The sequence below is a fragment of the Paenibacillus sp. S33 genome, assembly GCF_053615415.1.
The window spans coordinates 4,794,463-4,819,861 of sequence record NZ_JBSIEZ010000001.1 but is presented as its reverse complement, the minus strand read 5'-3'; the positions used below and the strand labels follow the sequence as shown (position 1 = coordinate 4,819,861).

25 protein-coding genes, 13 tRNA genes and 4 rRNA genes are annotated in these 25,399 nt (G+C 46.6%); 40 read left to right on the top strand and 2 right to left on the bottom strand.

Features of this window, described 5'->3' with window-relative positions; translation table 11 throughout:
- The first annotated feature begins 4 nt into the window (after window positions 1-4).
- The 21 genes from rpsE (at window position 5) to ACWGXJ_RS21855 (ending at window position 15,462) form a co-directional block, all read left to right on the top strand.
- Window positions 5-502 carry a 30S ribosomal protein S5 gene (gene rpsE / locus ACWGXJ_RS21955; RefSeq protein WP_013312151.1) on the top strand — a complete coding sequence of 166 codons (498 nt, stop codon included), beginning with the start codon at window positions 5-7 and terminating at the stop codon, window positions 500-502.
- A 12-nt stretch (window positions 503-514) separates the two neighbouring features.
- Window positions 515-700, top strand: a complete 186-nt coding sequence (gene rpmD / locus ACWGXJ_RS21950) for a 50S ribosomal protein L30 (protein WP_013312150.1) — start codon at window positions 515-517, stop codon at window positions 698-700.
- 43 nt (window positions 701-743) lie between these two features.
- Window positions 744-1,184, top strand: coding sequence for a 50S ribosomal protein L15 (gene rplO / locus ACWGXJ_RS21945; protein ID WP_013312149.1), 441 nt, complete (start codon window positions 744-746; stop codon window positions 1,182-1,184).
- A complete protein-coding gene (gene secY / locus ACWGXJ_RS21940; RefSeq protein WP_061831397.1) occupies window positions 1,184-2,482 on the top strand; it encodes a preprotein translocase subunit SecY in 1,299 nt (432 codons plus the stop codon). The genes rplO and secY overlap by 1 nt, the downstream gene beginning before the upstream one ends.
- A 90-nt stretch (window positions 2,483-2,572) precedes the next feature.
- A complete protein-coding gene (locus ACWGXJ_RS21935) occupies window positions 2,573-3,217 on the top strand; it encodes an adenylate kinase (protein WP_061831398.1) in 645 nt (214 codons plus the stop codon).
- A gap of 5 nt (window positions 3,218-3,222) precedes the next feature.
- The gene (locus tag ACWGXJ_RS21930) at window positions 3,223-3,762 is read left to right on the top strand and encodes a M24 family metallopeptidase (protein WP_452567594.1); all 540 of its coding nucleotides are present in this window, start codon (window positions 3,223-3,225) and stop codon (window positions 3,760-3,762) included.
- 9 nt (window positions 3,763-3,771) lie between these two features.
- Window positions 3,772-4,080, top strand: a complete 309-nt coding sequence (locus tag ACWGXJ_RS21925; protein ID WP_013312145.1) for a KOW domain-containing RNA-binding protein — start codon at window positions 3,772-3,774, stop codon at window positions 4,078-4,080.
- A 2-nt stretch (window positions 4,081-4,082) separates the two neighbouring features.
- Window positions 4,083-4,298: a translation initiation factor IF-1 gene (gene infA / locus ACWGXJ_RS21920; protein ID WP_006212898.1), complete on the top strand. Its 216-nt coding sequence runs from the start codon at window positions 4,083-4,085 to the stop codon at window positions 4,296-4,298.
- Between the two features lie 118 nt (window positions 4,299-4,416).
- Entirely contained in the window at window positions 4,417-4,530 is a 114-nt protein-coding gene (gene rpmJ, locus ACWGXJ_RS21915; protein WP_003333770.1) for a 50S ribosomal protein L36, read from the top strand.
- A 21-nt stretch (window positions 4,531-4,551) separates the two neighbouring features.
- Window positions 4,552-4,920: a 30S ribosomal protein S13 gene (gene rpsM, locus ACWGXJ_RS21910; RefSeq protein ID WP_007432560.1), complete on the top strand. Its 369-nt coding sequence runs from the start codon at window positions 4,552-4,554 to the stop codon at window positions 4,918-4,920.
- 19 nt (window positions 4,921-4,939) lie between these two features.
- Window positions 4,940-5,335 carry a 30S ribosomal protein S11 gene (gene rpsK / locus ACWGXJ_RS21905; protein WP_013312144.1) on the top strand — a complete coding sequence of 132 codons (396 nt, stop codon included), beginning with the start codon at window positions 4,940-4,942 and terminating at the stop codon, window positions 5,333-5,335.
- A 135-nt stretch (window positions 5,336-5,470) separates the two neighbouring features.
- Window positions 5,471-6,415 carry a DNA-directed RNA polymerase subunit alpha gene (locus ACWGXJ_RS21900; RefSeq protein ID WP_007432558.1) on the top strand — a complete coding sequence of 315 codons (945 nt, stop codon included), beginning with the start codon at window positions 5,471-5,473 and terminating at the stop codon, window positions 6,413-6,415.
- Between the two features lie 34 nt (window positions 6,416-6,449).
- Complete coding sequence (gene rplQ / locus ACWGXJ_RS21895; protein ID WP_013312143.1) at window positions 6,450-6,815, top strand: 50S ribosomal protein L17; 366 nt, start codon at window positions 6,450-6,452, stop codon at window positions 6,813-6,815.
- Window positions 6,816-6,966: 151 nt separating this feature from the next.
- Window positions 6,967-7,752: a tRNA pseudouridine(38-40) synthase TruA gene (gene truA / locus ACWGXJ_RS21890; RefSeq protein ID WP_061831400.1), complete on the top strand. Its 786-nt coding sequence runs from the start codon at window positions 6,967-6,969 to the stop codon at window positions 7,750-7,752.
- A gap of 183 nt (window positions 7,753-7,935) precedes the next feature.
- Window positions 7,936-8,373 carry a 50S ribosomal protein L13 gene (rplM, locus tag ACWGXJ_RS21885; protein WP_013312141.1) on the top strand — a complete coding sequence of 146 codons (438 nt, stop codon included), beginning with the start codon at window positions 7,936-7,938 and terminating at the stop codon, window positions 8,371-8,373.
- Window positions 8,374-8,393: 20 nt separating this feature from the next.
- Window positions 8,394-8,786, top strand: a complete 393-nt coding sequence (rpsI, locus tag ACWGXJ_RS21880; protein ID WP_013312140.1) for a 30S ribosomal protein S9 — start codon at window positions 8,394-8,396, stop codon at window positions 8,784-8,786.
- Between the two features lie 1,247 nt (window positions 8,787-10,033).
- Window positions 10,034-10,726 (top strand): phosphoadenylyl-sulfate reductase, encoded by a 693-nt coding sequence (locus tag ACWGXJ_RS21875; RefSeq protein ID WP_452567593.1) that lies wholly within the window; start codon window positions 10,034-10,036, stop codon window positions 10,724-10,726.
- 53 nt (window positions 10,727-10,779) lie between these two features.
- Window positions 10,780-11,949 carry a sulfate adenylyltransferase gene (gene sat / locus ACWGXJ_RS21870; protein ID WP_452567592.1) on the top strand — a complete coding sequence of 390 codons (1,170 nt, stop codon included), beginning with the start codon at window positions 10,780-10,782 and terminating at the stop codon, window positions 11,947-11,949.
- Between the two features lie 68 nt (window positions 11,950-12,017).
- On the top strand, window positions 12,018-12,794 hold the full coding sequence (gene cwlD / locus ACWGXJ_RS21865) for an N-acetylmuramoyl-L-alanine amidase CwlD (protein WP_061831403.1): 777 nt from the start codon (window positions 12,018-12,020) through the stop codon (window positions 12,792-12,794).
- A 59-nt stretch (window positions 12,795-12,853) separates the two neighbouring features.
- Window positions 12,854-13,960, top strand: coding sequence for an Mrp/NBP35 family ATP-binding protein (locus ACWGXJ_RS21860; protein WP_069290480.1), 1,107 nt, complete (start codon window positions 12,854-12,856; stop codon window positions 13,958-13,960).
- Between the two features lie 141 nt (window positions 13,961-14,101).
- Window positions 14,102-15,462, top strand: a protein-coding gene (locus tag ACWGXJ_RS21855) for an IS1182 family transposase (RefSeq protein WP_452567247.1) whose coding sequence is annotated in 2 segments (ribosomal slippage) — window positions 14,102-14,660 and window positions 14,660-15,462 — 1,362 coding nt in all. Because the reading frame shifts where the segments join, the coding sequence is not laid out codon by codon here.
- A gap of 114 nt (window positions 15,463-15,576) precedes the next feature.
- Here ACWGXJ_RS21855 and gerD read toward each other — a convergent pair.
- Both gerD and pdaB read right to left on the bottom strand, forming a co-directional pair.
- On the bottom strand, window positions 15,577-16,323 hold the full coding sequence (gerD, locus tag ACWGXJ_RS21850; protein WP_254327565.1) for a spore germination lipoprotein GerD: 747 nt from the start codon (window positions 16,321-16,323) through the stop codon (window positions 15,577-15,579).
- A 106-nt stretch (window positions 16,324-16,429) separates the two neighbouring features.
- Complete coding sequence (gene pdaB, locus ACWGXJ_RS21845; protein ID WP_061831406.1) at window positions 16,430-17,209, bottom strand: polysaccharide deacetylase family sporulation protein PdaB; 780 nt, start codon at window positions 17,207-17,209, stop codon at window positions 16,430-16,432.
- A gap of 98 nt (window positions 17,210-17,307) precedes the next feature.
- On the opposite strand from pdaB, the gene ACWGXJ_RS21840 reads away from it, so the two are divergent.
- From ACWGXJ_RS21840 to ACWGXJ_RS21750, 19 genes are all read left to right on the top strand, one after another.
- Entirely contained in the window at window positions 17,308-17,922 is a 615-nt protein-coding gene (locus ACWGXJ_RS21840; RefSeq protein ID WP_452567591.1) for a stage II sporulation protein M, read from the top strand.
- A gap of 192 nt (window positions 17,923-18,114) precedes the next feature.
- On the top strand, window positions 18,115-18,345 hold the full coding sequence (locus tag ACWGXJ_RS21835; protein WP_013312131.1) for a hypothetical protein: 231 nt from the start codon (window positions 18,115-18,117) through the stop codon (window positions 18,343-18,345).
- Window positions 18,346-18,765: 420 nt separating this feature from the next.
- Window positions 18,766-20,321 (top strand): 16S ribosomal RNA (locus ACWGXJ_RS21830).
- A 103-nt stretch (window positions 20,322-20,424) separates the two neighbouring features.
- A 5S ribosomal RNA gene (rrf, locus tag ACWGXJ_RS21825) occupies window positions 20,425-20,541 on the top strand.
- A 38-nt stretch (window positions 20,542-20,579) separates the two neighbouring features.
- Window positions 20,580-20,656 (top strand) — tRNA-Ile (locus ACWGXJ_RS21820).
- A 21-nt stretch (window positions 20,657-20,677) separates the two neighbouring features.
- A tRNA-Ala gene (locus ACWGXJ_RS21815) sits at window positions 20,678-20,753 on the top strand.
- Between the two features lie 180 nt (window positions 20,754-20,933).
- Window positions 20,934-23,859: ribosomal RNA gene (locus tag ACWGXJ_RS21810) — 23S ribosomal RNA — on the top strand.
- A 77-nt stretch (window positions 23,860-23,936) separates the two neighbouring features.
- Window positions 23,937-24,053 (top strand): 5S ribosomal RNA (gene rrf, locus ACWGXJ_RS21805).
- Together the 16S, 23S and 5S rRNA genes with 13 tRNA genes alongside form the textbook arrangement of a ribosomal RNA operon.
- A gap of 19 nt (window positions 24,054-24,072) precedes the next feature.
- Window positions 24,073-24,148, top strand: a tRNA-Asn gene (locus ACWGXJ_RS21800).
- A gap of 3 nt (window positions 24,149-24,151) precedes the next feature.
- Window positions 24,152-24,224: transfer RNA gene (locus ACWGXJ_RS21795), tRNA-Thr, on the top strand.
- An 11-nt stretch (window positions 24,225-24,235) separates the two neighbouring features.
- Window positions 24,236-24,307, top strand: a tRNA-Glu gene (locus ACWGXJ_RS21790).
- 11 nt (window positions 24,308-24,318) lie between these two features.
- Window positions 24,319-24,394: transfer RNA gene (locus tag ACWGXJ_RS21785), tRNA-Val, on the top strand.
- 55 nt (window positions 24,395-24,449) lie between these two features.
- Window positions 24,450-24,524: transfer RNA gene (locus tag ACWGXJ_RS21780), tRNA-Gln, on the top strand.
- A 4-nt stretch (window positions 24,525-24,528) separates the two neighbouring features.
- Window positions 24,529-24,604, top strand: a tRNA-Lys gene (locus ACWGXJ_RS21775).
- Window positions 24,605-24,615: 11 nt separating this feature from the next.
- Window positions 24,616-24,696, top strand: a tRNA-Leu gene (locus tag ACWGXJ_RS21770).
- 10 nt (window positions 24,697-24,706) lie between these two features.
- A tRNA-Gly gene (locus ACWGXJ_RS21765) sits at window positions 24,707-24,781 on the top strand.
- A gap of 5 nt (window positions 24,782-24,786) precedes the next feature.
- Window positions 24,787-24,863, top strand: a tRNA-Arg gene (locus ACWGXJ_RS21760).
- A gap of 20 nt (window positions 24,864-24,883) precedes the next feature.
- Window positions 24,884-24,957, top strand: a tRNA-Pro gene (locus tag ACWGXJ_RS21755).
- A gap of 9 nt (window positions 24,958-24,966) precedes the next feature.
- Window positions 24,967-25,037, top strand: a tRNA-Gly gene (locus tag ACWGXJ_RS21750).
- The last annotated feature ends 362 nt before the right edge of the window (window positions 25,038-25,399 follow it).

The following is a 25,399-nucleotide window of genomic DNA, read 5'->3' as shown; positions in this document are numbered from 1 at the left end:
CGACTTGCGTGTAGATCCGAATACTTTGGAACTGACTGAAAGAGTAGTAAATATTAATCGTGTAGCTAAAGTTGTCAAAGGCGGACGCCGTTTCAGCTTCAGTGCTCTGGTAGTAGTGGGCGACGGCAACGGCTGGGTAGGCGCTGGAATCGGTAAAGCTGGCGAAGTACCTGATGCAATTCGCAAAGGTATTGAAGATGCTAAGAAAAACCTGGTTCACGTTCCACTCGTAGGAACAACAATTCCTCACCTTGTTACAGGTAAGTTCGGTGCTGGCCGGGTTCTGTTGAAACCGGCATCGGAAGGTACTGGAGTTATCGCTGGTGGTCCGGTTCGTGCTGTACTGGAACTTGCTGGTGTAGGTGATATCTTGACAAAATCTTTGGGTTCTTCGAATTCCATGAATATGGTCAATGCGACTTTGGAAGGTTTGTCCCGCTTGAAACGCGCTGAAGAAGTTGCAAAATTGCGCGGCAAATCCATCGAAGAGCTGCTGGGCTAAGGAGGGAATATCATGGCGAAATTAGAAATTACCCTCGTTCGTTCGTTGATCGGCCGTCCTGGTAATCAGAGAACGACTGTTAAAACGCTCGGCTTGCGTAAAATCAACCATAAAGTAGTTCAACCCGACAATGCAGCTATTCGCGGGATGATTAATCAAGTTAGCCATTTGGTTTCTGTTAAAGAAATTGAGGCTTAAGAAATAAAGTATTTTAACAATAATCAAGGAGGTGCAACGAACGATGAAGTTACATGAGCTTTCCCCAGCTCCAGGCTCCCGCAAAGAACGTAAACGTTTGGGTCGTGGTCCTAGTAGCGGTACGGGTAAAACTTCTGGTCGTGGTCATAAAGGTCAAAACGCTCGTTCCGGCGGTGGTGTACGTCCGGGCTTCGAGGGTGGTCAAAACCCACTGTATCGTCGCTTGCCTAAACGCGGTTTCGTAAATCCTACTCGTAAAGAGTATGCGGTTTTGAATATCGAAGATTTGAACAGTTTTGCAGCGGGTACAGAAGTAAGCCCTGAGTTTTTGCTGAACAATGGCATTGTGAAAAACGCCAAATCCGGAATTAAAATTCTGGGTAACGGTGAAATCACTGTGAAGTTGACAGTTAAAGCGAACAAGTTCTCTCAATCTGCGGTAGAGAAAATTGAAGCTGCCGGCGGTAAAACCGAGGTGATCTAATGTTCAAGACCCTGAAAAATATATGGCGGGTTGAGGATCTTAGAACCCGAATCCTGTTTACCCTGTTTATACTCTTTGTATATCGTATTGGCTCCTTCGTGCCGGTTCCCGGCGTGAACAAGCAAGTCTTTACTTCTCAGGATCAGGCAGGAAGCGAGTTGTTTGGACTCCTTAACACCTTCTCAGGGGGCGCATTGTATCAGTTTTCGATCTTCGCCCTCGGGATTATGCCATATATTACAGCGTCCATCATTGTACAGTTGCTGTCAATGGACGTGATTCCGAAACTTGCGGAATGGGCTAAACAAGGAGAGCATGGTAAAAAGAAGTTGGCTCAAATTACGCGTTATGGTACGGTAATACTTGGCCTGATTCAAGCATTCGGAACGTCGATTGGCTTTAATCGTCTGTACGGTGCAGCGATGATTCCAGGAGCCACTTTTGCAGATTATCTGGTTATTGCCATTGTGCTTACAGCAGGAACTACGTTCCTTATGTGGCTCGGTGAGCAAATTACTGAAAAGGGAATCGGCAACGGTATCTCTATTGTTATCTTCGCAGGGATTGCGGCGGGTATTCCAAGACATATTCGGACGGTTGTAGAATCTCAGTTTATTCAGGCAGATCAGCTGTTTATGAATATTCTGAAGGCAATTATAATTGCCCTGGTGATTGTTCTGATTATTGTTGGTGTTATCTACATCCAGCAAGGTATTCGGAAAATCCCGGTACAATACGCGAAACGTGTAGTTGGCAACAAAATGTACGGTGGCCAGAATACGCATATTCCGATGAAAATTAATGCGGCAGGCGTTATTCCGGTAATCTTTGCGGTATCATTGCTGCAATTCCCGACAATTATTGCGAGTTTCTGGGCAGATCATGCTTGGGCTAAGTGGATTACCACTTACTTGTACTATGACAAGCCGCTGGGCATGGTTTTGTATGTCGTAATGATTATCGGTTTCACATTCTTCTATACCTTTGTACAGATGAATCCGCAGCAAATGGCCGACAATATGAAGAAGAACGGCGGTTATATTCCGGGAATTCGCCCGGGTAAGGCCACGGAGAAATACTTGACACGAGTAATGTCACGTTTGACAATGACAGGAGCTTTGTTTCTGGCAGTCATATCCGTTTTGCCGGTATTCTTCGGTTCGCTTTCGGGCTTGCCTCGTTCCGTGCAAATTGGCGGTACTTCATTGCTCATCATCATTGGTGTAGCATTGGATACAATGAAGCAAATCGAAAGCCAACTGATCAAACGCCATTACAAAGGCTTCATCAACAAATAGGCAATAGGTACCGGCTTAGGATGTTCGCATGCTTACCGGCACCTTTTGTGCTGTTTCTTGTGTAGGGGTCGTCTTGAGGAGTGACAGATTGTGAATATTTTGATCATGGGCCCTCCGGGGGCTGGTAAAGGTACACAAGCAGATGTCATTGTGAAGGAATTCGGCATTCCTCATATCTCGACAGGTGATGCTTTTCGCCTAGCGATGAAACAGGGAACACCTATTGGCATTAAAGCTAAAGAATATATCGACAAGGGTGAACTTGTTCCGGATGACGTAACAATCGGTATCGTTGAAGAACGGCTACAACAGCCAGATTGCAAGAAAGGGTTCTTGCTGGACGGTTTTCCAAGAACTTTGGCTCAAGCTGAAGCCTTGGATCAAATTTTGGGTCGTTTGAATACGAAGCTAGATGACGTCATCAACTTGAAAGTGGATAGTGACAACTTGTTGGCACGAATCACAGGACGGCGGGTTTGTAAAAGCTGCGGAACTAGCTATCATATTGTCTTTAATCCTCCTAAGGTTGAAGGCATTTGCGATAAAGACGGTGGGGAACTCTATCAGCGTCCTGACGATAATGAAGATAGCGTAAGAACACGACTTGAAGAATATAGTAATAAAACAGCACCACTCCTCACGTTTTATGAGAACCAGAATCTTCTGCGTCATATTGACGGAGAACAGGATATTGATGTGGTTTCCCAAAATATCGTGTCCTTGTTGCGGGGTTAGCTGTAATGATCATTTGCAAGTCGGGGACGGAATCAAGCTTAATGAGGAACGCTAAGAGAATAGATACGGAGACGGATCATCTCTTGGCAGGACACATCGAGCCCGGTATTACGACCGGTGAACTTGATCATTTAGCTGATCGGTATATTCGCAGTCAGGGAGCTGTGCCGTCTTTTAAAGGTTATAACGGTTTTCCTGCTAGCATTTGCGCTTCAGTCAACGAACAACTGGTGCACGGATTTCCCGGCAAACGCAAGTTAAACAAAGGCGATATCATCGCGAAAACTCGCCAGTTTACAATGTCGCATGCCATTCGGCAATATATTGAGAATCCAAACCGTGGTATTCCTGAGCAGGGGCCGAGGCTGAAAACCGGCATTGGGCTGGCTATTGAATCTATGATTCAGATAGGTTCTCACCATGTAGGGACGCTGGAAGACAACTGGACGGTCGTTACGATGAACGTAACCTCATGTGCTCATAACGAGCAAGCGGTGACGTGCGAAACGGGCGGCATGGACATTTTCACGAAACTGAGTGCGTAGGTGATTGGAATGATTCAGCAAGGAAACCTGCAAATCGGTCAGCTGGTGAAGATTCTGAAGGGCAGAGGTGCCGGACAGATTGCGGTTGTCGTTTCAGTAGCAGATAGCAGGTTTGTATATATTGCGGATGGGGATAAACGAAAGTTTGATCAAGCGAAGAAGAAAAATGTTCTTCATTTGGTGCCTCAGCCAAAGATTAGTAGCGAGATTGTAAACAGTTTAAACGAAAGCGGTCGGGTGACGAACGGAAAGCTGCGCCATGCAGTGAAAACTTTCCTGGACTCGTCCGAATACCAAGCTGAAGAGAAAGGAGACTGACTTTGGCCAAAGAAGATGTCATTGAGGTTGAAGGTACGGTAATCGAGCCACTACCGAACGCTACGTTCAAGGTAGAGCTGGAGAACGGTCATCAAATTCTTGCTCATGTTTCCGGAAAGCTGCGGATGCACTTTATCCGTATTTTGACAGGCGACAAGGTGGTTGTACAGTTATCGCCTTACGATTTAACCAAAGGCCGTATAACGTACCGCAAGTAATTCATGCAGGTTTTTATTAAACGTATGTCATTTAAAAAAACTTGTTTTGCTCTGCAAAACGATGTGAATGTTCACGAAGCGAGTTTTACCAGGGTAAAGCTTGGAGGAGGTAATCAACATGAAGGTAAGACCTTCTGTAAAACCTATTTGCGAAAAATGCAAAGTCATTCGCCGCAAAGGGAATGTAATGGTTATTTGCGAAAATCCGAAACACAAACAAAAACAAGGTTAATAGAAGGGGGTGTAGCGTAAAATGGCTCGTATAGCTGGTGTGGATTTGCCACGTGACAAACGCGTTGAGATCGCCTTGACTTACATTTTCGGAATCGGTAAAACGACTTCTCAGAAAATCTTGAAGGAAACAGGCATCAGTGCAAACACGCGTGTTCGTGATTTGACTGAAGATGAAGTGAGCAAATTACGTGAAACGATCGACAAAGAAGTTAAAGTAGAAGGCGATCTGCGTCGTGAAATTTCCTTGAATATTAAACGTCTGACTGAGATTGGCTGCTACCGTGGTGTTCGTCACCGTCGTGGATTGCCTGTTCGCGGACAACGTACTAAAACTAATGCTCGTACCCGTAAAGGTCCTCGTCGGACTGTAGCGAACAAAAAGAAATAAGAAGGGAGGATAACATTCAATGGCTAAACCGAAAAAAGTTGTACGTACAAAACGCCGTGACCGTAAAAATATCGAGACTGGCGTGGCACACATCCGTTCCACGTTCAACAACACGATCGTTACGATCACAGATCCACACGGTAACGCAATCTCTTGGGCCAGCTCAGGCGGCATGGGATTCCGTGGTTCCCGTAAATCTACTCCATTCGCAGCACAAATGGCCGCAGAAACTGCTGCTAAAGCTGCTATGGAACACGGCATGAAAACTGTCGAAGTCATGGTTAAAGGACCTGGTGCAGGTCGCGAAGCAGCAATTCGCTCTTTGCAAGCTGCTGGTTTGGAAGTTAACCTGATTAAAGACGTAACTCCGGTACCTCATAACGGATGCCGTCCTCCAAAACGTCGTCGCGTCTAATGAGATTTCTCCTCTGCGTGTAGTATAGATCCGGCACAAACTGCCAAGAATGGATGTTTAGGTATACTGCATGATAGACTATGGATAAGGTGAATGTTTCATATAGGAGCGACGTTTTGAAGGAGGGATATTGCAGTGATAGAAATCGAAAAGCCGAAAATTGAGACGGTTGACGTCAATGATGATGGCACCTATGGAAAATTCGTAGTAGAACCGCTGGAACGCGGATACGGAACGACGTTGGGTAACTCGCTTCGCCGTATTCTGTTATCCTCGTTACCGGGGGCAGCAGTCACATCGGTTCAGATCGATGGGGTTCTGCACGAGTTTGCAACGGTTCCCGGTGTGAAGGAAGACGTAACGGAGATCATTCTGAACTTGAAAGCTTTATCGCTTAAAATCCACTCGGATGAAGAGAAAGTACTCGAAATCGATGCGGAAGGCGAAGGAGTTGTAACGGCAGGAGATATCCGTGCGGATAGTGATGTGGAAATTCTTAATCCGGATCTTCACATTGCTACGCTCGGACCGGGTTCGAGACTTCACATGCGTATTTTTGCCAATCGCGGTCGCGGTTACGTTAAGCAGGATCGGAACAAACGTGATGACCAGCCGATCGGCGTCATTCCCGTCGACTCCATCTACACTCCGATTGCACGCGTGAACTACGGCGTAGAAAATACGCGTGTCGGCCAGGTTACGAATTACGACAAGCTGACACTTGAGGTTTGGACTGACGGAAGTATTCGTCCCGAGGAAGCAGTGAGCCTTGGAGCCAAAATTTTGACCGAGCATGTGATGTTGTTCGTGGGTCTCACGGACGAGGCAAAAGATGCTGAAATTATGGTTGAAAAAGAAGAAGACAAGAAAGAAAAAGTTCTTGAAATGACGATCGAAGAGCTGGATCTCTCCGTCCGTTCCTATAACTGCCTTAAGCGCGCTGGTATCAATACGGTACAAGAACTCACGACTAAATCTGAAGAAGATATGATGAAGGTCCGTAACTTGGGTCGCAAATCTTTGGAAGAAGTACAAGAGAAGCTTGAGGAACTTGGTTTAGGACTTCGTACGGAAGAATAGTACAGCAACGTTTTTGTGAAGGAGGGGAAAATACATGGCATACCAAAAATTGGGCCGCAACTCTAGTGCCCGTAAAGCTTTGTTTCGTGATTTGGTAACCGATCTGTTCTTGTATGAGCGTATCCAAACTACTGAGGCTAAAGCGAAAGAAGTTCGTTCTATTGCTGAAAAACTGATCACCAAAGCGAAAAAAGGAGATCTGCACGCACGTCGTCAAGTGGCTGCGTTCGTTCGCCGTGAAACTTTGGATGGTGAGCAGGATGCAATCCAAAAGCTGTTTAGCGAATTGGCTACACGTTACACTGAGCGTCCAGGTGGATACACTCGTATCTTGAAATTGGGACCTCGTCGTGGCGACGCCGCTCCAATGGTATATCTGGAATTGGTTGACCGCGCGTAGACAGGCGAAGATGAGGGAAGGGTGGACAGAATCGGCTTGATTCTGAACAACCCTTTTTTTCTCTTGGAGGAGTCCTTGAGGGACTTCTCCTTTGTTATGTTCGGTTATTCCTTGTAAGGCCAGAGACTACCCCTATAAAGGTGTGAGAAACATGCGGAACTTGTGCATGAAGGTGAACTATGACGGAACCCACTATGATGGCTTTCAGACGCAGCCTGACGGTAACACCATTCAGGACTGCCTTGAACATGCTATTTACTCATTGACGGGCGAGCGTCTTAAAATTACAGGCTCAGGCCGTACAGATGCAGGTGTACATGCATACGGGCAGGTATTCAATTTTCACACTGAATCGCCGATTCCGTTACAGCGCTGGTGTCTGGCACTTAATGCCTGGTTGCCTCGTGATATCATCGTTACGGATGCGAGAGAGGTGCCACTGTCCTTTCATGCACGCCGCATGGCGAAGCGGAAGACATATCGGTACAGTATTAATGCGAACCGGTTTCCGGACATCTTTCACCGTCGTACACAGGCCCATCATCCAACGAGACTGGATGTAAGAGCGATGGAGGAAGGGTTGGCTCATTTAGTGGGCACCTTTGACTATACTTCGTTCGCATCTCGACGTTCCCAAAAGACGAATCATGTTCGCACTATTTACGAAGCCTATATGACAGTAGACCATTCCTTTTCACGTCCGGGCTCGGATGATCAGGGAATTATCCATACTTATATTACAGGTAGCGGATTTTTACAGCACATGGTTCGGATTATTATGGGTACTTTGCTGGAAGTGGGAGAAGGCAAAAAATCGTCGGATGATATTCCTTCCATTTTGGAGGCGAAAAATCGTTCAAAGGCTGGACCTACGGCTGTTGGACACGCTTTAACGCTCTGGAATGTAGAGTACGACGAAAACATCAAAAAACATTGATTTTACCCTTGCGGAATTGATGGTTATCCTGTAATATAAAAGTTGTGTTTTCTTAATGGCTTTCCCACAGCCCCAATTAAGATAATCACTTTAAATTAACATCTAATCCATCAATAATGCAGCAACTTAACGAACGAAGATAAATGATGATTTCTGTTAACGAACTTAAGGAGGATACTTTTCATGCGTACTACGTATATGGCGAAGCCAAATGAAGTTGAGCGCAACTGGCACATCATTGATGCCGAAGGCAAAACGCTCGGCCGTCTGGCAAGCGAAGCGGCTGCGTTGATTCGCGGCAAACACAAGCCACAATTTACACCACATGTGGACACAGGTGATTTTGTTGTTGTAATCAATGCGGAAAAAATCGTATTGACCGGTAAAAAAATGGAGAACAAGAAATACTACCGTCACTCCCTGCATCCGGGTGGTCTGAAAGTAACGGTTGCACAAGAAATGGTTAAGAACAAGCCTGAGCGTATGTTGGAATTGGCTGTTCACGGTATGCTTCCTAAAACTCGTCAAGGCGAGAAAATGAAGCTGAGACTTAAAGCTTACAGAGGCACTGAGCATCCACATGCAGCACAAAAACCTGAAGTTTACGAACTTCGCGGATAATTAAAAGGGAGGACAGTTTCATGGCACAAGTACAATACTATGGGACAGGTCGTCGTAAACATTCGGTAGCTCGTGTTCGTCTCGTACCGGGTGAAGGACGCATTGTCATCAATAAGCGTGATATTAATGAATATTTTGGTTTGGAAACTCTCAAACTGATCGTAAAACAACCACTGAACCTGACAGAAACAGTTGGCAGCTATGACGTACTCGTTATCGCTCATGGTGGTGGTATCTCTGGTCAAGCCGGCGCAATTCGCCACGGTATTTCCCGTGCTCTGTTGAAAGCAGATCCGGAATTCCGTCCAGCTTTGAAAAAAGCAGGCTTCTTGACTCGTGACCCACGTATGAAAGAACGTAAAAAATACGGTCTCAAAGCCGCTCGTCGTGCACCACAGTTCTCGAAACGTTAATATTTCGAATACAGAAGAACCTTTTCCTTATGGAAAGGGTTCTTTTTTATTTAGTCATTTCCTGATCATTATCCACATGTGGATAAGTAGACCTACTCTAAAAGTTACAAGCTTCAGCATGTTTCAGCGAATACATAAATAACTGCATGCAAATGCACGGAATACGAAAAGTTATCCACCATGGAATTGAAGATGATATTGTTATACACAAATACAGTTTGCTATTTCAACGCAGTTTATTCTGTAATGTTTATAACCTGTGACTAAAAATATAATGTTCGGCTATTCAATATAGCCTTATCTTAATATTCTTTGCTAAGTGCTGTTTCACGAGGATACTTTGCTTTCACTTGTTTATGTAAAGTGCTCCTTGATATGTTCTGGCTGGCACTGTCTATGCCTCTTGTACAGCTGTTTTGGGCGTAGCTAGGGAATACGGCAAGGAATACCTCTCTTTATTTGTGTGCACGGAGCAGAAGGACGGTCCTTAGCCTAGCGGTGTCCGCTTCCTAGGCTACTGCAATTGCAACGGCGATGTACATGTTACTGGTAATAGAATTAGTCTACACAGCAATCGCTCCAAACTATAACCGGGAGCACCATGTATTGTCCGACTGTCTACCCTCATAATATCGCCCCTCATTGATGACAGGCTTTAAATAGGCTTCCAGTAGCGATAAGAGTCTTGCTTGTATCCAGTGATCAATTCCTCGGGAATTGCCGCTACGAGCGCTTTGGGATTGAATAGAGGTATAATAAGAGTTCAGCGCGCAGTCATTCCTTTTTTAATTTTCAGAATGAAGGCATCGCTGTCGCCAGAGCTCCAGAATAGTAGAGTGAAACCTAAAGTTGTTTTCAATTCCCTCGCTCAGCATCCTTCGATAATCTTAGATTCAGAAACGATGCTTGCTTTCTTCTACAGATGGTTCTTGCTTGATCAAAGCAACCCAAAGCTGTTCAACATTACCGATGGCTGCCGCGTACTGGGCCTATGGGCCATTTTCAAATGTTTGGTATAAGAATATTTTATATAAAGTCAATGAACTTGATTGGATACGCAAGAAAGCATTAAAGAATGCTGACAGAGCAACATTCCTGCAAATTTAGGTGGATAAATGCTTGCATCAGGACATTTTGCCGTGGATTGACAATGATTGTGAAAGTTTTATACTGTATTTAATCTTATTAGTTTAGTCGGTATTGGAGTGACACTTATTTATGAATCTTCATATGGAGGCGCATTGATAATGAATTTATTGGAGAAAGAAGCGTTGATTAGAGTCAAGGCAATTGAACTGGAAGAGGTTACGCCAGAGGAAATTATCCAGTATGCTGTTCTTACATTTCCCAATCTTACCTTTGCTTGTAGCTTCGGAGCAGAAGATGTAGTACTAGTAGATATGCTTCAAAAAATTAGCCCTTCCACCGACATTTTTTACTTGGACACCGACTTTCATTTTCAAGAAACTTATGATACGCGAGATCAGATGAAAGCAAGATATAACTTAGATTTTGTTAGGGTCTCTCCCTTAATTACTCCTGAAGAGCAAGCGGCTGAGCATGGGGAGGAACTGTGGAAAACAGATCCAAACACATGTTGTGGTATACGCAAAGTTGAGCCGCTGACACGTATTTTGTCACAATACGATGCATGGATTACCGGTATTCGCCGGGATCAGGCCCCTACCCGTGCGAATTCAAAAAAGATAGAGTATGACGAAAAGTTTGGACTCGTTAAATTTAACCCCTTGGCAAGCTGGACATCCGAGGATGTATGGAGCTATATCCGTACTCATGAAGTGCTGTATAATCCATTGCATGACCGCAATTATCCCAGTATCGGTTGTGAGCAATGTACCCGTGAGGTCCTACCAGGTGAAGATCCTCGTGCAGGTCGCTGGTCAGGCAATGAGAAAACGGAGTGTGGGCTCCATCAATAAAATGGTATTCAGGTAGCTATGAGTCATATTTATGAAGAGAAGGGAAGTGCATTATGACTGCAATTCTTCCGCATGGCGGAACACTTGTTGATAAAATCATTACAGGACCGAAGCAAAAAGCACTTTTGCAGGCCGCAGAGGAATTGTTCCCAATCCGTGTAAACTCATGGACCATTTCTGATCTGGATTTGATTGGAGTGGGGGCATTCTCTCCTTTGACGGGGTTTATGAATGAATCTGATTATCGGTCAGTGGTAACAGATATGCGTCTTGCCGATGGTACAGTCTGGAGTATTCCCATTACTCTTGCAGTTGCAGAAAGTGTAGCCAGTGAATTGAAATTAGGTCAGCAGGTGACTTTGGTGGGTGAAACAGATGGTACTATTTATGCTGTACTTGATATTGAAAGTATTTATCAGGTAGATCAGGCTGAGGAAGCCAGACGAGTATTCAAGACGGATGACCCGGCTCATCCTGGCGTAAAAAAACTGTTAGATCGACCTGCTACGTATGTTGGTGGATCTGTGCAAGTGCTGAATCGGCCTGAGCCCACACAATTTAGTGAGTTTTACTATACACCATCACAGACACGCGACTATTTTGCAGAAAAAGGCTGGAAAACAGTAGTCGGATTTCAAACACGAAATCCGGTACACCGGGCACATGAGTACATCCAAAAAAGCGCGATGGAGATTGTGGATGCTTTGTTTCTAAACCCACTCGTTGGTGAAACCAAGTCAGATGACGTTCCGGCAGATGTGCGTATGAAGAGCTATCTGGTGCTGTTGGACAATTATTATCCGGCTGATCGGACTTTTCTGGGGGTATTTCCTGCTGCCATGCGATACGCGGGTCCTAGAGAGGCCATTTTCCATGCTATTGTGCGAAAGAACTATGGCTGCACCCATTTTATTGTTGGAAGGGATCATGCTGGTGTAGGAGACTATTATGGTACCTACGAAGCACAGGAAATTTTCAGGCACTTTACACCTGAAGAGCTGGGGATTACTCCATTGTTCTTTGAACACAGCTTTTATTGCACCCAATGTGGAAATATGGCCTCAAGTAAAACATGCCCACATCCCAAGGAGCATCATTTAACGCTCTCGGGCACCAAGGTACGGGAATTGTTGCGCTCTGGGGTTTGCCCGCCACCTGAATTTACACGACCAGAAGTCGCTCAAGTGCTGATTGAAGGTATGAAAGAATTTGTTCATGCCTGAGTTGTACTATCTACACGCCTCGTCCCATATAGATTATTAGTATCTGTATAGGACGGAGGCGTTTTGTTATGCAAAAAAATAATCGTAAAAACGAGGTTACACTGTGGATTCGCTATCGGACGTTGCAAAAAATGCTGTTGGGCTGTTGTCTCGCCGTTCTATTTATTACACTGGCATTGTATGAGATACCTGCTTCGAGAGCTTGGACCCATTGGAGTTTACCCCTTACTGGTAAAGTAATTGCCCTAGATGCTGGACACGGAGGGCCTGATGGAGGGGCGGTTAGCAAAGAAGGGATTATTGAAAAGGATATTAATCTGGCAATCGCTTTTTATTTGCGGGATTATTTACAGCAAGCAGGTGCTGTTGTTGTCATGACACGTGAGGATGATCGCGACCTGGCGCAGCAAGAAACGAAAGGTTATTCCAGAAGAAAAACGGAGGATTTGAAGCAGCGTGTGCGTATAATTGAGGAGCAGAAAGCAGACCTCTTTCTAAGTATCCATATGAACAGTATTCCGTCGAGCCGTTGGAGTGGAGCCCAAACCTTTTACGTACCTAACCATGCAGATAACGGGAATTTGGCGTCTTTAATTCAGGAAGAGATCAAACGCAACTTGGAAAATACGGACAGAGTGGCTAAGACCGTGAACACAGTTTATTTATTGAAAGCTCTCAAAATGCCATCAGCCCTTGTAGAAGTAGGATTTTTGTCCCATCCTGAGGAAGCTAGACGACTTAGTGACGTGAACTATCAAAGGCAGGTGGCGGCGTCCATATATAAGGGGATTTTGCGTTACAGTGCCGGGGAAAAGGGGATCTCACCAGCACCTGAAGCAAGATAGTGGTATACTGTAAGTGTTTACCACTCCGTAATTCATTAAAGCAGAGGTGCTGATAATTCATGCAATCAAGAGAGCAAGTTATAGAGCTACTTCAACAAGTGCGGGAGCCTCATACAGGACGCCGTCTAGTCGATCTCCATTTTATTCGGGATGTGGTGGTTAAAGAGGATCGGGTATCCTTGACTGCCATTACCCTGAATAGCCAGGAAGAGACGCTGAAAGAGTTGGAACGAGAAATACGGCAGACATTAGAAGAGGCGGGATTAAGTCACGTTCATATTCGTATTCGTGAGGCATCTGAGCATGAAAAGTCTGCCCTTCAAAATGGAGAGGAGGCCGAGGAAGCGGCTGACCCGGTTTTGACCAAAGGACATGCTGTTGGCATGGAAGAACATGAGCTGCTTAGCCCAGCATCTGGCGTACGATTTATTGCCATTGCAAGCGGAAAAGGTGGTGTCGGAAAATCGACAGTAGCTGTAAATTTGGCGGCTGCTTTAGCTAGACAGGGGAAGCGTGTGGGTTTAATTGATGCGGATATCTATGGATTCAGTGTGCCGGATATGATTGGAGTAGAGGATGTGCCTACTGTCGAAGATGGTATCATTCAGCCAGTGGAGCGATTTGGTATCAAAATCATGTCTATGGGCTTCTTTGTTAGAGAAAACAACCCGGTGATCTGGAGAGGTCCCATGCTGGGGAGAATGCTCAGACAGTTTTTTAGTGATGTCGAATGGGGAAAACTGGACTATATGATTCTCGATTTACCACCAGGCACTGGCGATGTAGCGCTTGACGTACATCAAATGATTCCGCAGAGTGAAGAAATCATTGTCACTACTCCACATGCGACGGCGGCTTTTGTAGCTGCACGTGCAGGCGCAATGGCGCTTCAAACGGATCATAAGGTCATCGGCGTTGTGGAGAACATGTCTTATTATGTGTCCTCCACTGGAGAAAAGGACTATGTTTTTGGGCGAGGAGGGGGGGCTATGCTGGCAGACACTCTTCATACAAAACTTCTTGCTCAAATTCCGCTGGGTATTCCAGATAACCATCCGTCAGAGGCCGACTTTTCTCCATCTGTATATAAATCTGAGTCTGCCACGGGGACCATTTACAATGATATTGCTGCTCAGATTACGATCTTGCACACGGAATCTGAATAAAGAAAAAAGGCTGGTTTATTAAACCAGCCTTCAGGCTGTCGAGAAAGTCTCGACAGCTTTTTTTATGTTCATTTTATTTAAGACGACACCGCGTTAATGTTATATAATATAGGTAACTATTGTAGAACGGACGGTGTTGATATGCTGCGACCTCATCAAGACAAACAACAATCTTTTGAATTGGTTTCTCTGGAAGAACTGGTACCACAAGATCATCTGCTTCGTAAAGTGGATACATATATAGACTTCTCCTTTATTCATGAGAAGGTAAGCCCGCTGTATTGTGCGGACAACGGGCGTCCTGCCATTGATCCTACCGTGTTGTTTAAAATGATCTTTCTCGGTTATTTCTATGGCATTCGCTCAGAACGGCAACTCGAGCGTGAAATTCAGACGAACCTGGCTTATCGCTGGTTCCTGGGGCTGGGTTTAACGGATAAAGTTCCAGACCATACGACGATTAGCTGGAATCGTCGCACTCGCTTTAAAGACACCACGATCTTTCAAGATATCTTCGATGAAATTGTGCTGCAGGCGATCTCTCACCGAATGGTGGGTGGGCGTGTTCTCGTTACCGATTCCACACACGTCAAAGCCAATGCTAACAGGCACCAGTACACCAAAGAACAAGTGTTGCAGAATACCAAAGACTATATGGACGAGCTTAACGAAGCAGTGAAGGAGGACCGGAAAAACCACGAAAAAAAGCCTTGAAATCCCGAGAGGAAGTGAACGAAGAAAAAGAAATTAAAGTGAGCAAAACAGACCCGGACAGCGGCTATATGATCCGTGATGGCAAGCCTGAAGGCTTCTTCTATCTGGACCACCGCACAGTGGATATGAAGTACAATCTGATTACGGATGTGCATGTGACGCCGGGGAATGTACATGATTCTGTCCCCTATTTGTCCCGTTTGGATCGACAAAGAGAACGCTTTGGTTTTCAAGTAGAAGCTGTTGCGCTAGATTCAGGTTATTTAACGACGCCGATTTGCCGAGGTTTGCAAAACCGAAAGATTTTTGCCGTGATTGCTCACCGAAGATTCCATCCCAGACAAGGGCTGTTTCCGAAATGGAAGTTTGAATACGATGCCAAACGCAATGTGTATAGATGCCCAGCCCAACAGGAACTGCCCTACCGAACGACGGACCGTAAGGGATACCGGCAGTATGCCTCTGACCCAGCTCAGTGCCAGCATTGCCCACTGCTAGACCAGTGTACCCAGTCTCGAAACCACCGCAAAGTGGTGACTCGGCATGTCTGGGAAGACAGCAAAGAGTGGGTACGGAGCAACCGGCTAAGCCCATCCGGGAAACGGCTGTACCGCAAACGAAAAGAGACGATTGAGCGAAGCTTCGCGGATGCCAAAGAGCTCCATGGGTTTCGCTATTGCCGTTTGCGCGGTCTACCAAACGTCAGGGAACAAGCCCTTATGACGGCAGCCGTGCAGAACATGAAGAAGATGGCGATCCACCTGGATCGCCTGGAGAAACAGGGGTAACCCCCTATTTCTCCAGAGACCAGAGCCTTATGATGTAAAGAAAAAGAAACCCACGTCTCAAAAGACGGGGTTTCTCGACAATCTGAAGGCTGGTTTATTAAACCAGCCTTTTTATTATTGGCTTCCTCCTTGTTCTCCTTCGCCCCCACCTTCGCTGCCTCCACCACCTTGCTTATCGCCGCCTGCACCGCTTTGCTCACCACTTTTTTTCTCAACCTTGGGTTGAAGCTCCTCTTGTACGACGGTTTTGAGTAAATTCATAACCTCAAGTCGGAAAATTGGATTTTGCATGGCATCATGCATGACTGTCATAGATTGTTTGCGATATTCAGGGGTTTTAGTTAAGTCCATATACATTTTGGTTAATTCTGGTGACTTGAGCATTGCTTCAATTGATTTTTGATAAGAAGGGTCTTTTATAAGTTGCATATGAAGCTGTTTGCTTTGGCTGTTGATGGCTTTGGCAAATTCTCCGGCAAAACGCGGATCAGTCATAATCTTTTCGATTTCTTTTTTATATTCAGGTGATACCAAAGTATCTTTGACTGCGATCTTCATCTGTTCAGCCGATTGCATGGGCATAAGCATTTTCATTCCCATGCTACCACCAGATCCACCACCAGACCCACCCTCTTCACTGCTTTGACCGGATTGTCCTTCTTTGGATGAACTGTTTTCCCCGGTTAAAGCCTCCTCTACCGCTTTTTTTCCGTCATCGCTTTTCAGGATATCGACAACCATCGTTTTCATCTCTTTATAACTGTTCTGGGGGGGCGCAGAACCCTGATCCGAGCCGCATCCACTCAGTGCAACGCCCAGTACGCATACCGTGCTAACAAATCGCAAACGAGTCCAATTCATGGCCGTATTCCTCCTTCATCATGAATGTGGATAGTATGCGGATGAATGAAGAGAAATATGTCGATTTGCTTTTGGTTTTTAGCTGAGAACGATGTAAAATAACTCCTTAAAGACCCAGTGCCTGATCGCGTACCTCTTTGCCTTTTACTGTACCCTGTTGAAGCAGTTCAGATACAGTCACGAATTCATAGCCTTGTGCTCGCAACTTGTCGATAATGACCGGCAGGGCTTCATGCGTTTGTTTACAGGAATCACTGGCATGCAGAAGGACGATATCGCCAGGATGCGCTTTATTTACAACACGGTCGATTATGACCTGAGTACCAGGGTTTTTCCAGTCCAGGGAATCTGTATCCCACTGAATGGTTTTGTAGCCTAAAGTGCCGGCAACCTGAAGGACTCTTTTATCAAAGTCGCCATTAGGCATACGGATCAACTTCGGGGACTGTCCCGTCAGTTCGGTTAATGTGGTATGAGCAATTGAAATCTGCTTACGAATATCTTCATCGCTTAAGCTGCTGTAATTTTCGTGTTTATGGCCATGACTGCCGATCTCAAATCCGCTTTCTTTAATCTGATTCACAAGTTCCGGATGTGTTTTACTCCAAGGGGCAGAAAGAAAAAAGGTAGACTTGGTCACTTTTTTATCTTCAAGGACTTTTAAGATGGGGGCAGTACGCTTATCGCCCCAACTAATATCAAAGGTGAGAGCGATCAACTTTTTGTCCGTGGGCACACTATAAATAGCGGTTGGTGCTTCCTCGGAAAAAACTGTAACATTATCGGTTTCTACATAAATGACTCCGACAGTAAAGATGGCTGCAGCCATTACGATTAAGAATCGTTTGATTTTTTTACCGTTTAATACATAAAAAAAAGAATTCATGGTTAATAACGCCCCTTTCATCCTAGAAGTGCTTGTTTACTTAAAGCTATGCCAGGGGTTGTCAATTATTCCATTGGACTAATAGGAGGAATTATCAAATGGGACTAAACGCATTTTTTCATGATTTACACATGACAAGACGATTAATTTTAATCTCTGCACTTCTTTTCTGCACAAGTATTATAGTGGGGTGGTTAAGTACAGGCACTATTCAATCCATGCTGGCGCAACAAATGGAGGGACTGGGAGAAGTAGCGCAGCGCTTGCAGAATTCTGAGCATCCACAATGGAGTTTTTTTGTATTTATCTTTTTCAATAATGCAATTAAATGTGTGCTGGTTATATTTATGGGGGCTGTATTTGGAATCGTACCGTTTATATTTTTGATTGTGAACGGTATGGTTTTAGGGTTTGTAGTACACTTGCAGACAGATATGGGAAGAAGTATGTATGAAGTTGTTGTAAAAGGGTTACTGCCTCATGGTGTGATTGAATTGCCTGTTTTGATTATCGCCTGTGCCTTCGGATTGAAGTTTGGAATTAACATAATGTCTACTATAGGTACAAGCATAGGGCTAAAGCGCAAAGGAACTGGCCCATCGTGGAATGTATTTAGGAAACAAACGTTGAGGGTATCCCTATGGTCTGTCATCTTACTGCTTATAGCAGCTGCTATTGAGAGTGGCATAACTTATCGTTTATTGTCACAATAAAATATTATGGCCAATTATTTATATATTTCCTGAAAATTGAACATAACAAAGGGGAGAGCTTAAAGAGAAGCTGAAGATTAATCGGGGGAAGTTTGAAACCTTAGCAGTTGAGTTTAAAAACAGGTAAAGATTGGAACAATAGTTGAGCAAATATAAGTACTATATAATCTGCTGATAAGGGAGTTTGGTCATATGTTGGGAATGCTGTTTAACGAAAAAGAATGCAAGGAACTTGACTACGTTCTTCGTAAGGAGCTAGATGAAATGCTGCTTGATATGAGCGATACTCGATTGGATCAAGATATTCGCTACGCAATCGCACTTCGATATAAAACAGTCTTCCGCATGTATGCCCGTTTTGCACCCGCCAAGGAACTATCAAAATATGCTCGCAGAGGGCGAGTCCCACAAACCAAACAATAGATAGGTTAGAAAACATATCAGAGATATCAGGAAGTAAACTATTTTAAAAAGCTTATACTTTCTGATATCAAAAAAAGTATTGACTCTATTCAATATTCATGGTAAATTAATTTTCGTTCCTTTTTGAAGGATTTGCTCGAAAAAAGAAATTAAAAAAAACTCTTGCAAATTCTAAAAAGAGATGATATATTATAAAGGTCGCCACTGAGACGCGGTGACGAAACAAAGTAAGACATTATGCAAGTTTGATCTTTGAAAACTGAACAACGAGTGAGTACGGATTTTGTTTACAAAATCCAACGCAAAAATTTTGGTACATGCCATTAGGTTGTATGAAATGGAAGCGAAAATGAGATATTTTATCTCGTCAGTTTCAACATGAGCTTATCGCTCTTTCTATAAACTAACTTCGGTTGGTCTTTAATGGAGAGTTTGATCCTGGCTCAGGACGAACGCTGGCGGCGTGCCTAATACATGCAAGTCGAGCGGGGTTGTGTAGAAGCTTGCTTCTACACAACCTAGCGGCGGACGGGTGAGTAACACGTAGGCAACCTGCCCACAAGACAGGGATAACTACCGGAAACGGTAGCTAATACCCGATACATCCTTTTCCTGCATGGGAGAAGGAGGAAAGACGGAGTAATCTGTCACTTGTGGATGGGCCTGCGGCGCATTAGCTAGTTGGTGGGGTAAAGGCCTACCAAGGCGACGATGCGTAGCCGACCTGAGAGGGTGATCGGCCACACTGGGACTGAGACACGGCCCAGACTCCTACGGGAGGCAGCAGTAGGGAATCTTCCGCAATGGGCGAAAGCCTGACGGAGCAACGCCGCGTGAGTGATGAAGGTTTTCGGATCGTAAAGCTCTGTTGCCAGGGAAGAACGTCTTGTAGAGTAACTGCTACAAGAGTGACGGTACCTGAGAAGAAAGCCCCGGCTAACTACGTGCCAGCAGCCGCGGTAATACGTAGGGGGCAAGCGTTGTCCGGAATTATTGGGCGTAAAGCGCGCGCAGGCGGCTCTTTAAGTCTGGTGTTTAATCCCGAGGCTCAACTTCGGGTCGCACTGGAAACTGGGGAGCTTGAGTGCAGAAGAGGAGAGTGGAATTCCACGTGTAGCGGTGAAATGCGTAGAGATGTGGAGGAACACCAGTGGCGAAGGCGACTCTCTGGGCTGTAACTGACGCTGAGGCGCGAAAGCGTGGGGAGCAAACAGGATTAGATACCCTGGTAGTCCACGCCGTAAACGATGAATGCTAGGTGTTAGGGGTTTCGATACCCTTGGTGCCGAAGTTAACACATTAAGCATTCCGCCTGGGGAGTACGGTCGCAAGACTGAAACTCAAAGGAATTGACGGGGACCCGCACAAGCAGTGGAGTATGTGGTTTAATTCGAAGCAACGCGAAGAACCTTACCAGGTCTTGACATCCCTCTGATCGGTCTAGAGATAGACCTTTCCTTCGGGACAGAGGAGACAGGTGGTGCATGGTTGTCGTCAGCTCGTGTCGTGAGATGTTGGGTTAAGTCCCGCAACGAGCGCAACCCTTATGCTTAGTTGCCAGCAGGTCAAGCTGGGCACTCTAAGCAGACTGCCGGTGACAAACCGGAGGAAGGTGGGGATGACGTCAAATCATCATGCCCCTTATGACCTGGGCTACACACGTACTACAATGGCCGGTACAACGGGAAGCGAAATCGCGAGGTGGAGCCAATCCTAGAAAAGCCGGTCTCAGTTCGGATTGTAGGCTGCAACTCGCCTACATGAAGTCGGAATTGCTAGTAATCGCGGATCAGCATGCCGCGGTGAATACGTTCCCGGGTCTTGTACACACCGCCCGTCACACCACGAGAGTTTACAACACCCGAAGTCGGTGGGGTAACCCGCAAGGGAGCCAGCCGCCGAAGGTGGGGTAGATGATTGGGGTGAAGTCGTAACAAGGTAGCCGTATCGGAAGGTGCGGCTGGATCACCTCCTTTCTATGGAGAATCGTTTCCTGCAATGGAAACATTCAAATATGAAGCATAAGCTTCAAAAATTACTCACTCGTTGCTCAGTTTTGAGAGCTCAAACTCTCGAACGTTTGGTGGCGATAGCGGAGGGGTTCCACACGTACCCATCCCGAACACGACCGTTAAGCCCTCCAGCGCCGATGGTACTTGGACCGCAGGGTCCTGGGAGAGTAGGACGTCGCCAAGCGCAACCACTAAAGAAGAACTTCTTTGGTGGTTTATTATGGGCCCTTAGCTCAGCTGGTTAGAGCGCACCCCTGATAAGGGTGAGGTCGGTGGTTCGAGTCCACTAGGGCCCACCATATAACTTTATATTTCCTTTTGGGGCCATAGCTCAGCTGGGAGAGCGCCTGCCTTGCAAGCAGGAGGTCAGCGGTTCGATCCCGCTTGGCTCCACCAAAAAAGATTTATTATCATTGCACCTTGAAAACTGGATACCGAAACGAAATTGCGTTTTAGAATATTCCTTTAAGCTGATCTTGTGTAAACAAGTGAAATAAAGGTAGCTGCCTTGAATTCATTCACACATTCGTGTTGAACCGAAATTCAAAGCAAATCGTATTTACGATGTAAATACTAGGTCAAGCTACAAAGAGCACACGGAGGATGCCTAGGCGCCAGGAGCCGACGAAGGACGTGGCGAACAACGATAAGGCCTCGGGGAGCTGTAAGCAAGCTTTGATCCGGGGATGTCCGAATGGGGAAACCCGGCTGTCTTCATCGACAGTCACTTTCTGCTGAATACATAGGCAGAATAGAGGCAGACCAGGGGAACTGAAACATCTAAGTACCCTGAGGAAGAGAAAACAATAGTGATTCCGTCAGTAGCGGCGAGCGAACGCGGATTAGCCCAAACCAAGGAGCTTGCTCCTTGGGGTTGTGGGACGTCTCACATGGAGTTACAAAGGAACCGGTTAGATGAAGAGGTCTGGAAAGGCCCGCCAGAGAAGGTAAAAGCCCTGTAGTTCAAAACTTGTTCTCTCCGAGACGGATCCCGAGTAGTGCGGGGCACGTGAAACCCCGTATGAATCCGGCAGGACCATCTGCCAAGGCTAAATACTCCCTGGCGACCGATAGTGAAGCAGTACCGTGAGGGAAAGGTGAAAAGCACCCCGGAAGGGGAGTGAAATAGATCCTGAAACCGTGTGCTTACAAGAAGTCAGAGCCCTATTGATGGGTGATGGCGTGCCTTTTGTAGAATGAACCGGCGAGTTACGTTCCCGTGCAAGGTTAAGGTGAAGAGCTGAAGCCGCAGCGAAAGCGAGTCTGAATAGGGCGAATGAGTACGTGGACGTAGACCCGAAACCGGGTGATCTACCCCTGTCCAGGGTGAAGGTGCGGTAACACGCACTGGAGGCCCGAACCCACGCATGTTGAAAAATGCGGGGATGAGGTGGGGGTAGCGGAGAAATTCCAATCGAACCCGGAGATAGCTGGTTCTCCCCGAAATAGCTTTAGGGCTAGCCTCGGAAAGAAGAATCGTGGAGGTAGAGCACTGATTGGGTGCGGGGCCCGCAAGGGTTACCAAGCTCAGTCAAACTCCGAATGCCATAGATTTAGTTCCGGGAGTCAGACAGTGAGTGCTAAGATCCATTGTCGAAAGGGAAACAGCCCAGACCATCAGCTAAGGTCCCCAAGTGTGTGTTAAGTGGGAAAGGATGTGGAGTTGCACAGACAACCAGGATGTTGGCTTAGAAGCAGCCACCATTGAAAGAGTGCGTAATAGCTCACTGGTCGAGTGACTCTGCGCCGAAAATGTAACGGGGCTAAACACACCACCGAAGCTATGGCTTGATGCTTGCATCAGGGGTAGGGGAGCGTTGAATGCGGGTTGAAGGTGTACCGTAAGGAGCGCTGGACTGCATTCAAGTGAGAATGCCGGTATGAGTAACGAAAAGATCTGTGAGAATCAGATCCGCCGAAAGCCTAAGGGTTCCTGAGGAAGGTTCGTCCGCTCAGGGTAAGTCGGGACCTAAGGCGAGGCCGATAGGCGTAGTCGAAGGACAACAGGTCGAAATTCCTGTACCACCGTAATCCGTTATGAGCGATGGGGTGACGCAGTAGGGTAGTGACGCGGACTGATGGATGTCCGTCTAAGCAGTGAGGCTGGTGTGTAGGCAAATCCGCACATCGTTAAGGCTGGGCTGTGATGGGGAGCGAAAATTGTAGTAGCGAAGGTCATGATCTCAGACTGCCAAGAAAAGCCTCTAGCCAGGAGAAGGTGCCCGTACCGCAAACCGACACAGGTAGGCGAGAAGAGAATTCTAAGGCGCGCGGAAGAACTCTCGTTAAGGAACTCGGCAAAATGACCCCGTAACTTCGGGAGAAGGGGTGCCTCGGTAGGGTGAATAGCCCGAGGGGGCCGCAGTGAAAAGGCCCAAGCGACTGTTTAGCAAAAACACAGGTCTGTGCGAAGCCGCAAGGCGAAGTATACGGGCTGACGCCTGCCCGGTGCTGGAAGGTTAAGGGGAGTGGTAAGCCTTCGGGCGAAGCTATGAACCGAAGCCCCAGTAAACGGCGGCCGTAACTATAACGGTCCTAAGGTAGCGAAATTCCTTGTCAGGTAAATTCTGACCCGCACGAATGGCGTAACGACTTGGGCGCTGTCTCAACGAGAGATCCGGTGAAATTTTAATACCTGTGAAGATGCAGGTTACCCGCGACAAGACGGAAAGACCCCATGGAGCTTTACTGCAGCTTGATATTGAATTTGGGTACGATCTGTACAGGATAGGTGGGAGCCGTAGAACTTTGAGCGCCAGCTTGAAGGGAGGCATCCTTGGGATACCACCCTGATCGTATCTAGGTTCTAACTTGGTACCGTGACCCGGTGCGAGGACAGTGTCAGGTGGGCAGTTTGACTGGGGCGGTCGCCTCCTAAAGAGTAACGGAGGCGCCCCAAGGTTCCCTCAGAATGGTTGGAAATCATTCGAAGAGTGCAAAGGCAGAAGGGAGCTTGACTGCGAGACCTACAAGTCGAGCAGGGACGAAAGTCGGGCTTAGTGATCCGGTGGTACCGCATGGAAGGGCCATCGCTCAACGGATAAAAGCTACCCTGGGGATAACAGGCTTATCTCCCCCAAGAGTCCACATCGACGGGGAGGTTTGGCACCTCGATGTCGGCTCATCGCATCCTGGGGCTGAAGTAGGTCCCAAGGGTTGGGCTGTTCGCCCATTAAAGCGGTACGCGAGCTGGGTTCAGAACGTCGTGAGACAGTTCGGTCCCTATCTGTCGTGGGCGTAGGAAATTTGAGAGGAGCTGTCCTTAGTACGAGAGGACCGGGATGGACGTACCGCTGGTGTACCAGTTGTTCCGCCAGGAGCACCGCTGGGTAGCTATGTACGGAAGGGATAAGCGCTGAAAGCATCTAAGCGTGAAGCCCCCCTCAAGATGAGATTTCCCAATTAGTAAGACCCCTTGAAGACGACGAGGTAGATAGGTTGGGGGTGGAAGTGCAGTAATGCATGGAGCTGACCAATACTAATCGGTCGAGGGCTTATCCTAAAATAAAACGCAAATGAGTTTCGGATCCAGTTTTCAGGGTGTAACCTTGAATGTAGAATTTGCACAGCAAATTCATGTTTGGTGGCGATAGCGGAGGGGTTCCACACGTACCCATCCCGAACACGACCGTTAAGCCCTCCAGCGCCGATGGTACTTGGACCGCAGGGTCCTGGGAGAGTAGGACGTCGCCAAGCAGAGCTTTATGATTAATATTCCCTGATAGCTCAGTTGGTAGAGCACTCGACTGTTAATCGAGTTGTCACAGGTTCGAGTCCTGTTCGGGGAGCCATTTGCTCTCATAGCTCAGCAGGTAGAGTGCATCCATGGTAAGGATGAGGTCACCGGTTCGAACCCGGTTGAGAGCTTGTTATAGGATGGCCCGTTGGTCAAGGGGTTAAGACACCTCCCTTTCACGGAGGTAACAGGGGTTCGAATCCCCTACGGGTCATAGGATAGTATGGAGGCTTAGCTCAGCTGGGAGAGCATCTGCCTTACAAGCAGAGGGTCGGGGGTTCGAGCCCCTCAGCCTCCACCATTTTTCATCCTCTTACCTGGATGAAATCTTGGGGAATTGTGAATCATATGCATATTGGGGATTAGCCAAGCGGTAAGGCAACGGACTTTGACTCCGTCATGCATAGGTTCAAATCCTATATCCCCAGCCATTAAGAGCCATTAGCTCAGTTGGTAGAGCACCTGACTTTTAATCAGGGTGTCGAAGGTTCGAGTCCTTCATGGCTCACCATTGTATTACATGCGCGTGTGGCGGAATTGGCAGACGCACTAGACTTAGGATCTAGCGTCTTTGACGTGGGGGTTCAAGTCCCTCCACGCGCATCTTGTTTTTGCGGACGTGGCTCAGCGGTAGAGCATCGCCTTGCCAAGGCGAGGGTCGCGGGTTCGATTCCCGTCGTCCGCTCCATATTTGCGCCCTTAGCTCAGCTGGATAGAGCGTTTGACTACGAATCAAAAGGCCGGGAGTTCGAATCTCTCAGGGCGCGCCATATTTAAAAAAGTATAATATCGGGATGTAGCTCAGCTTGGTAGAGCACCTGGTTTGGGACCAGGGGGTCGCATGTTCAAATCGTGTCATCCCGATACTAATTTGCGGGTGTAGTTCAATGGTAGAACTTCAGCCTTCCAAGCTGATAGCGTGGGTTCGATTCCCATCACCCGCTTACCGATTACCTAGAAGCCGAAAGGCTTCTTTTTATTTTGTCCACATTACATTTACTTCTATGTATATAAGTTAATGCAGTTATGTCTCCTGTCATGCACAGTTGGGGATGACTTGTGCATATTGTACATAGGCTCTTGTTACTATGACGTCTAGATCCCGAATTTCCCCTCAAGCGTACCCCTTTTCTCCTGCAGTAAGGCTAATTTCGTGATCAAATCCTTTGAATATAGGAATCCTATAGCTATTATGGTACGAATTCATGGTGATAACTCTGCATCTGCTCTTGCGTTGTGCACATTCCCATTTATTTATGTGGGTAAAAAGCGAAGTCTTAAAGAGGAAATGCCCTAGAAACACTGA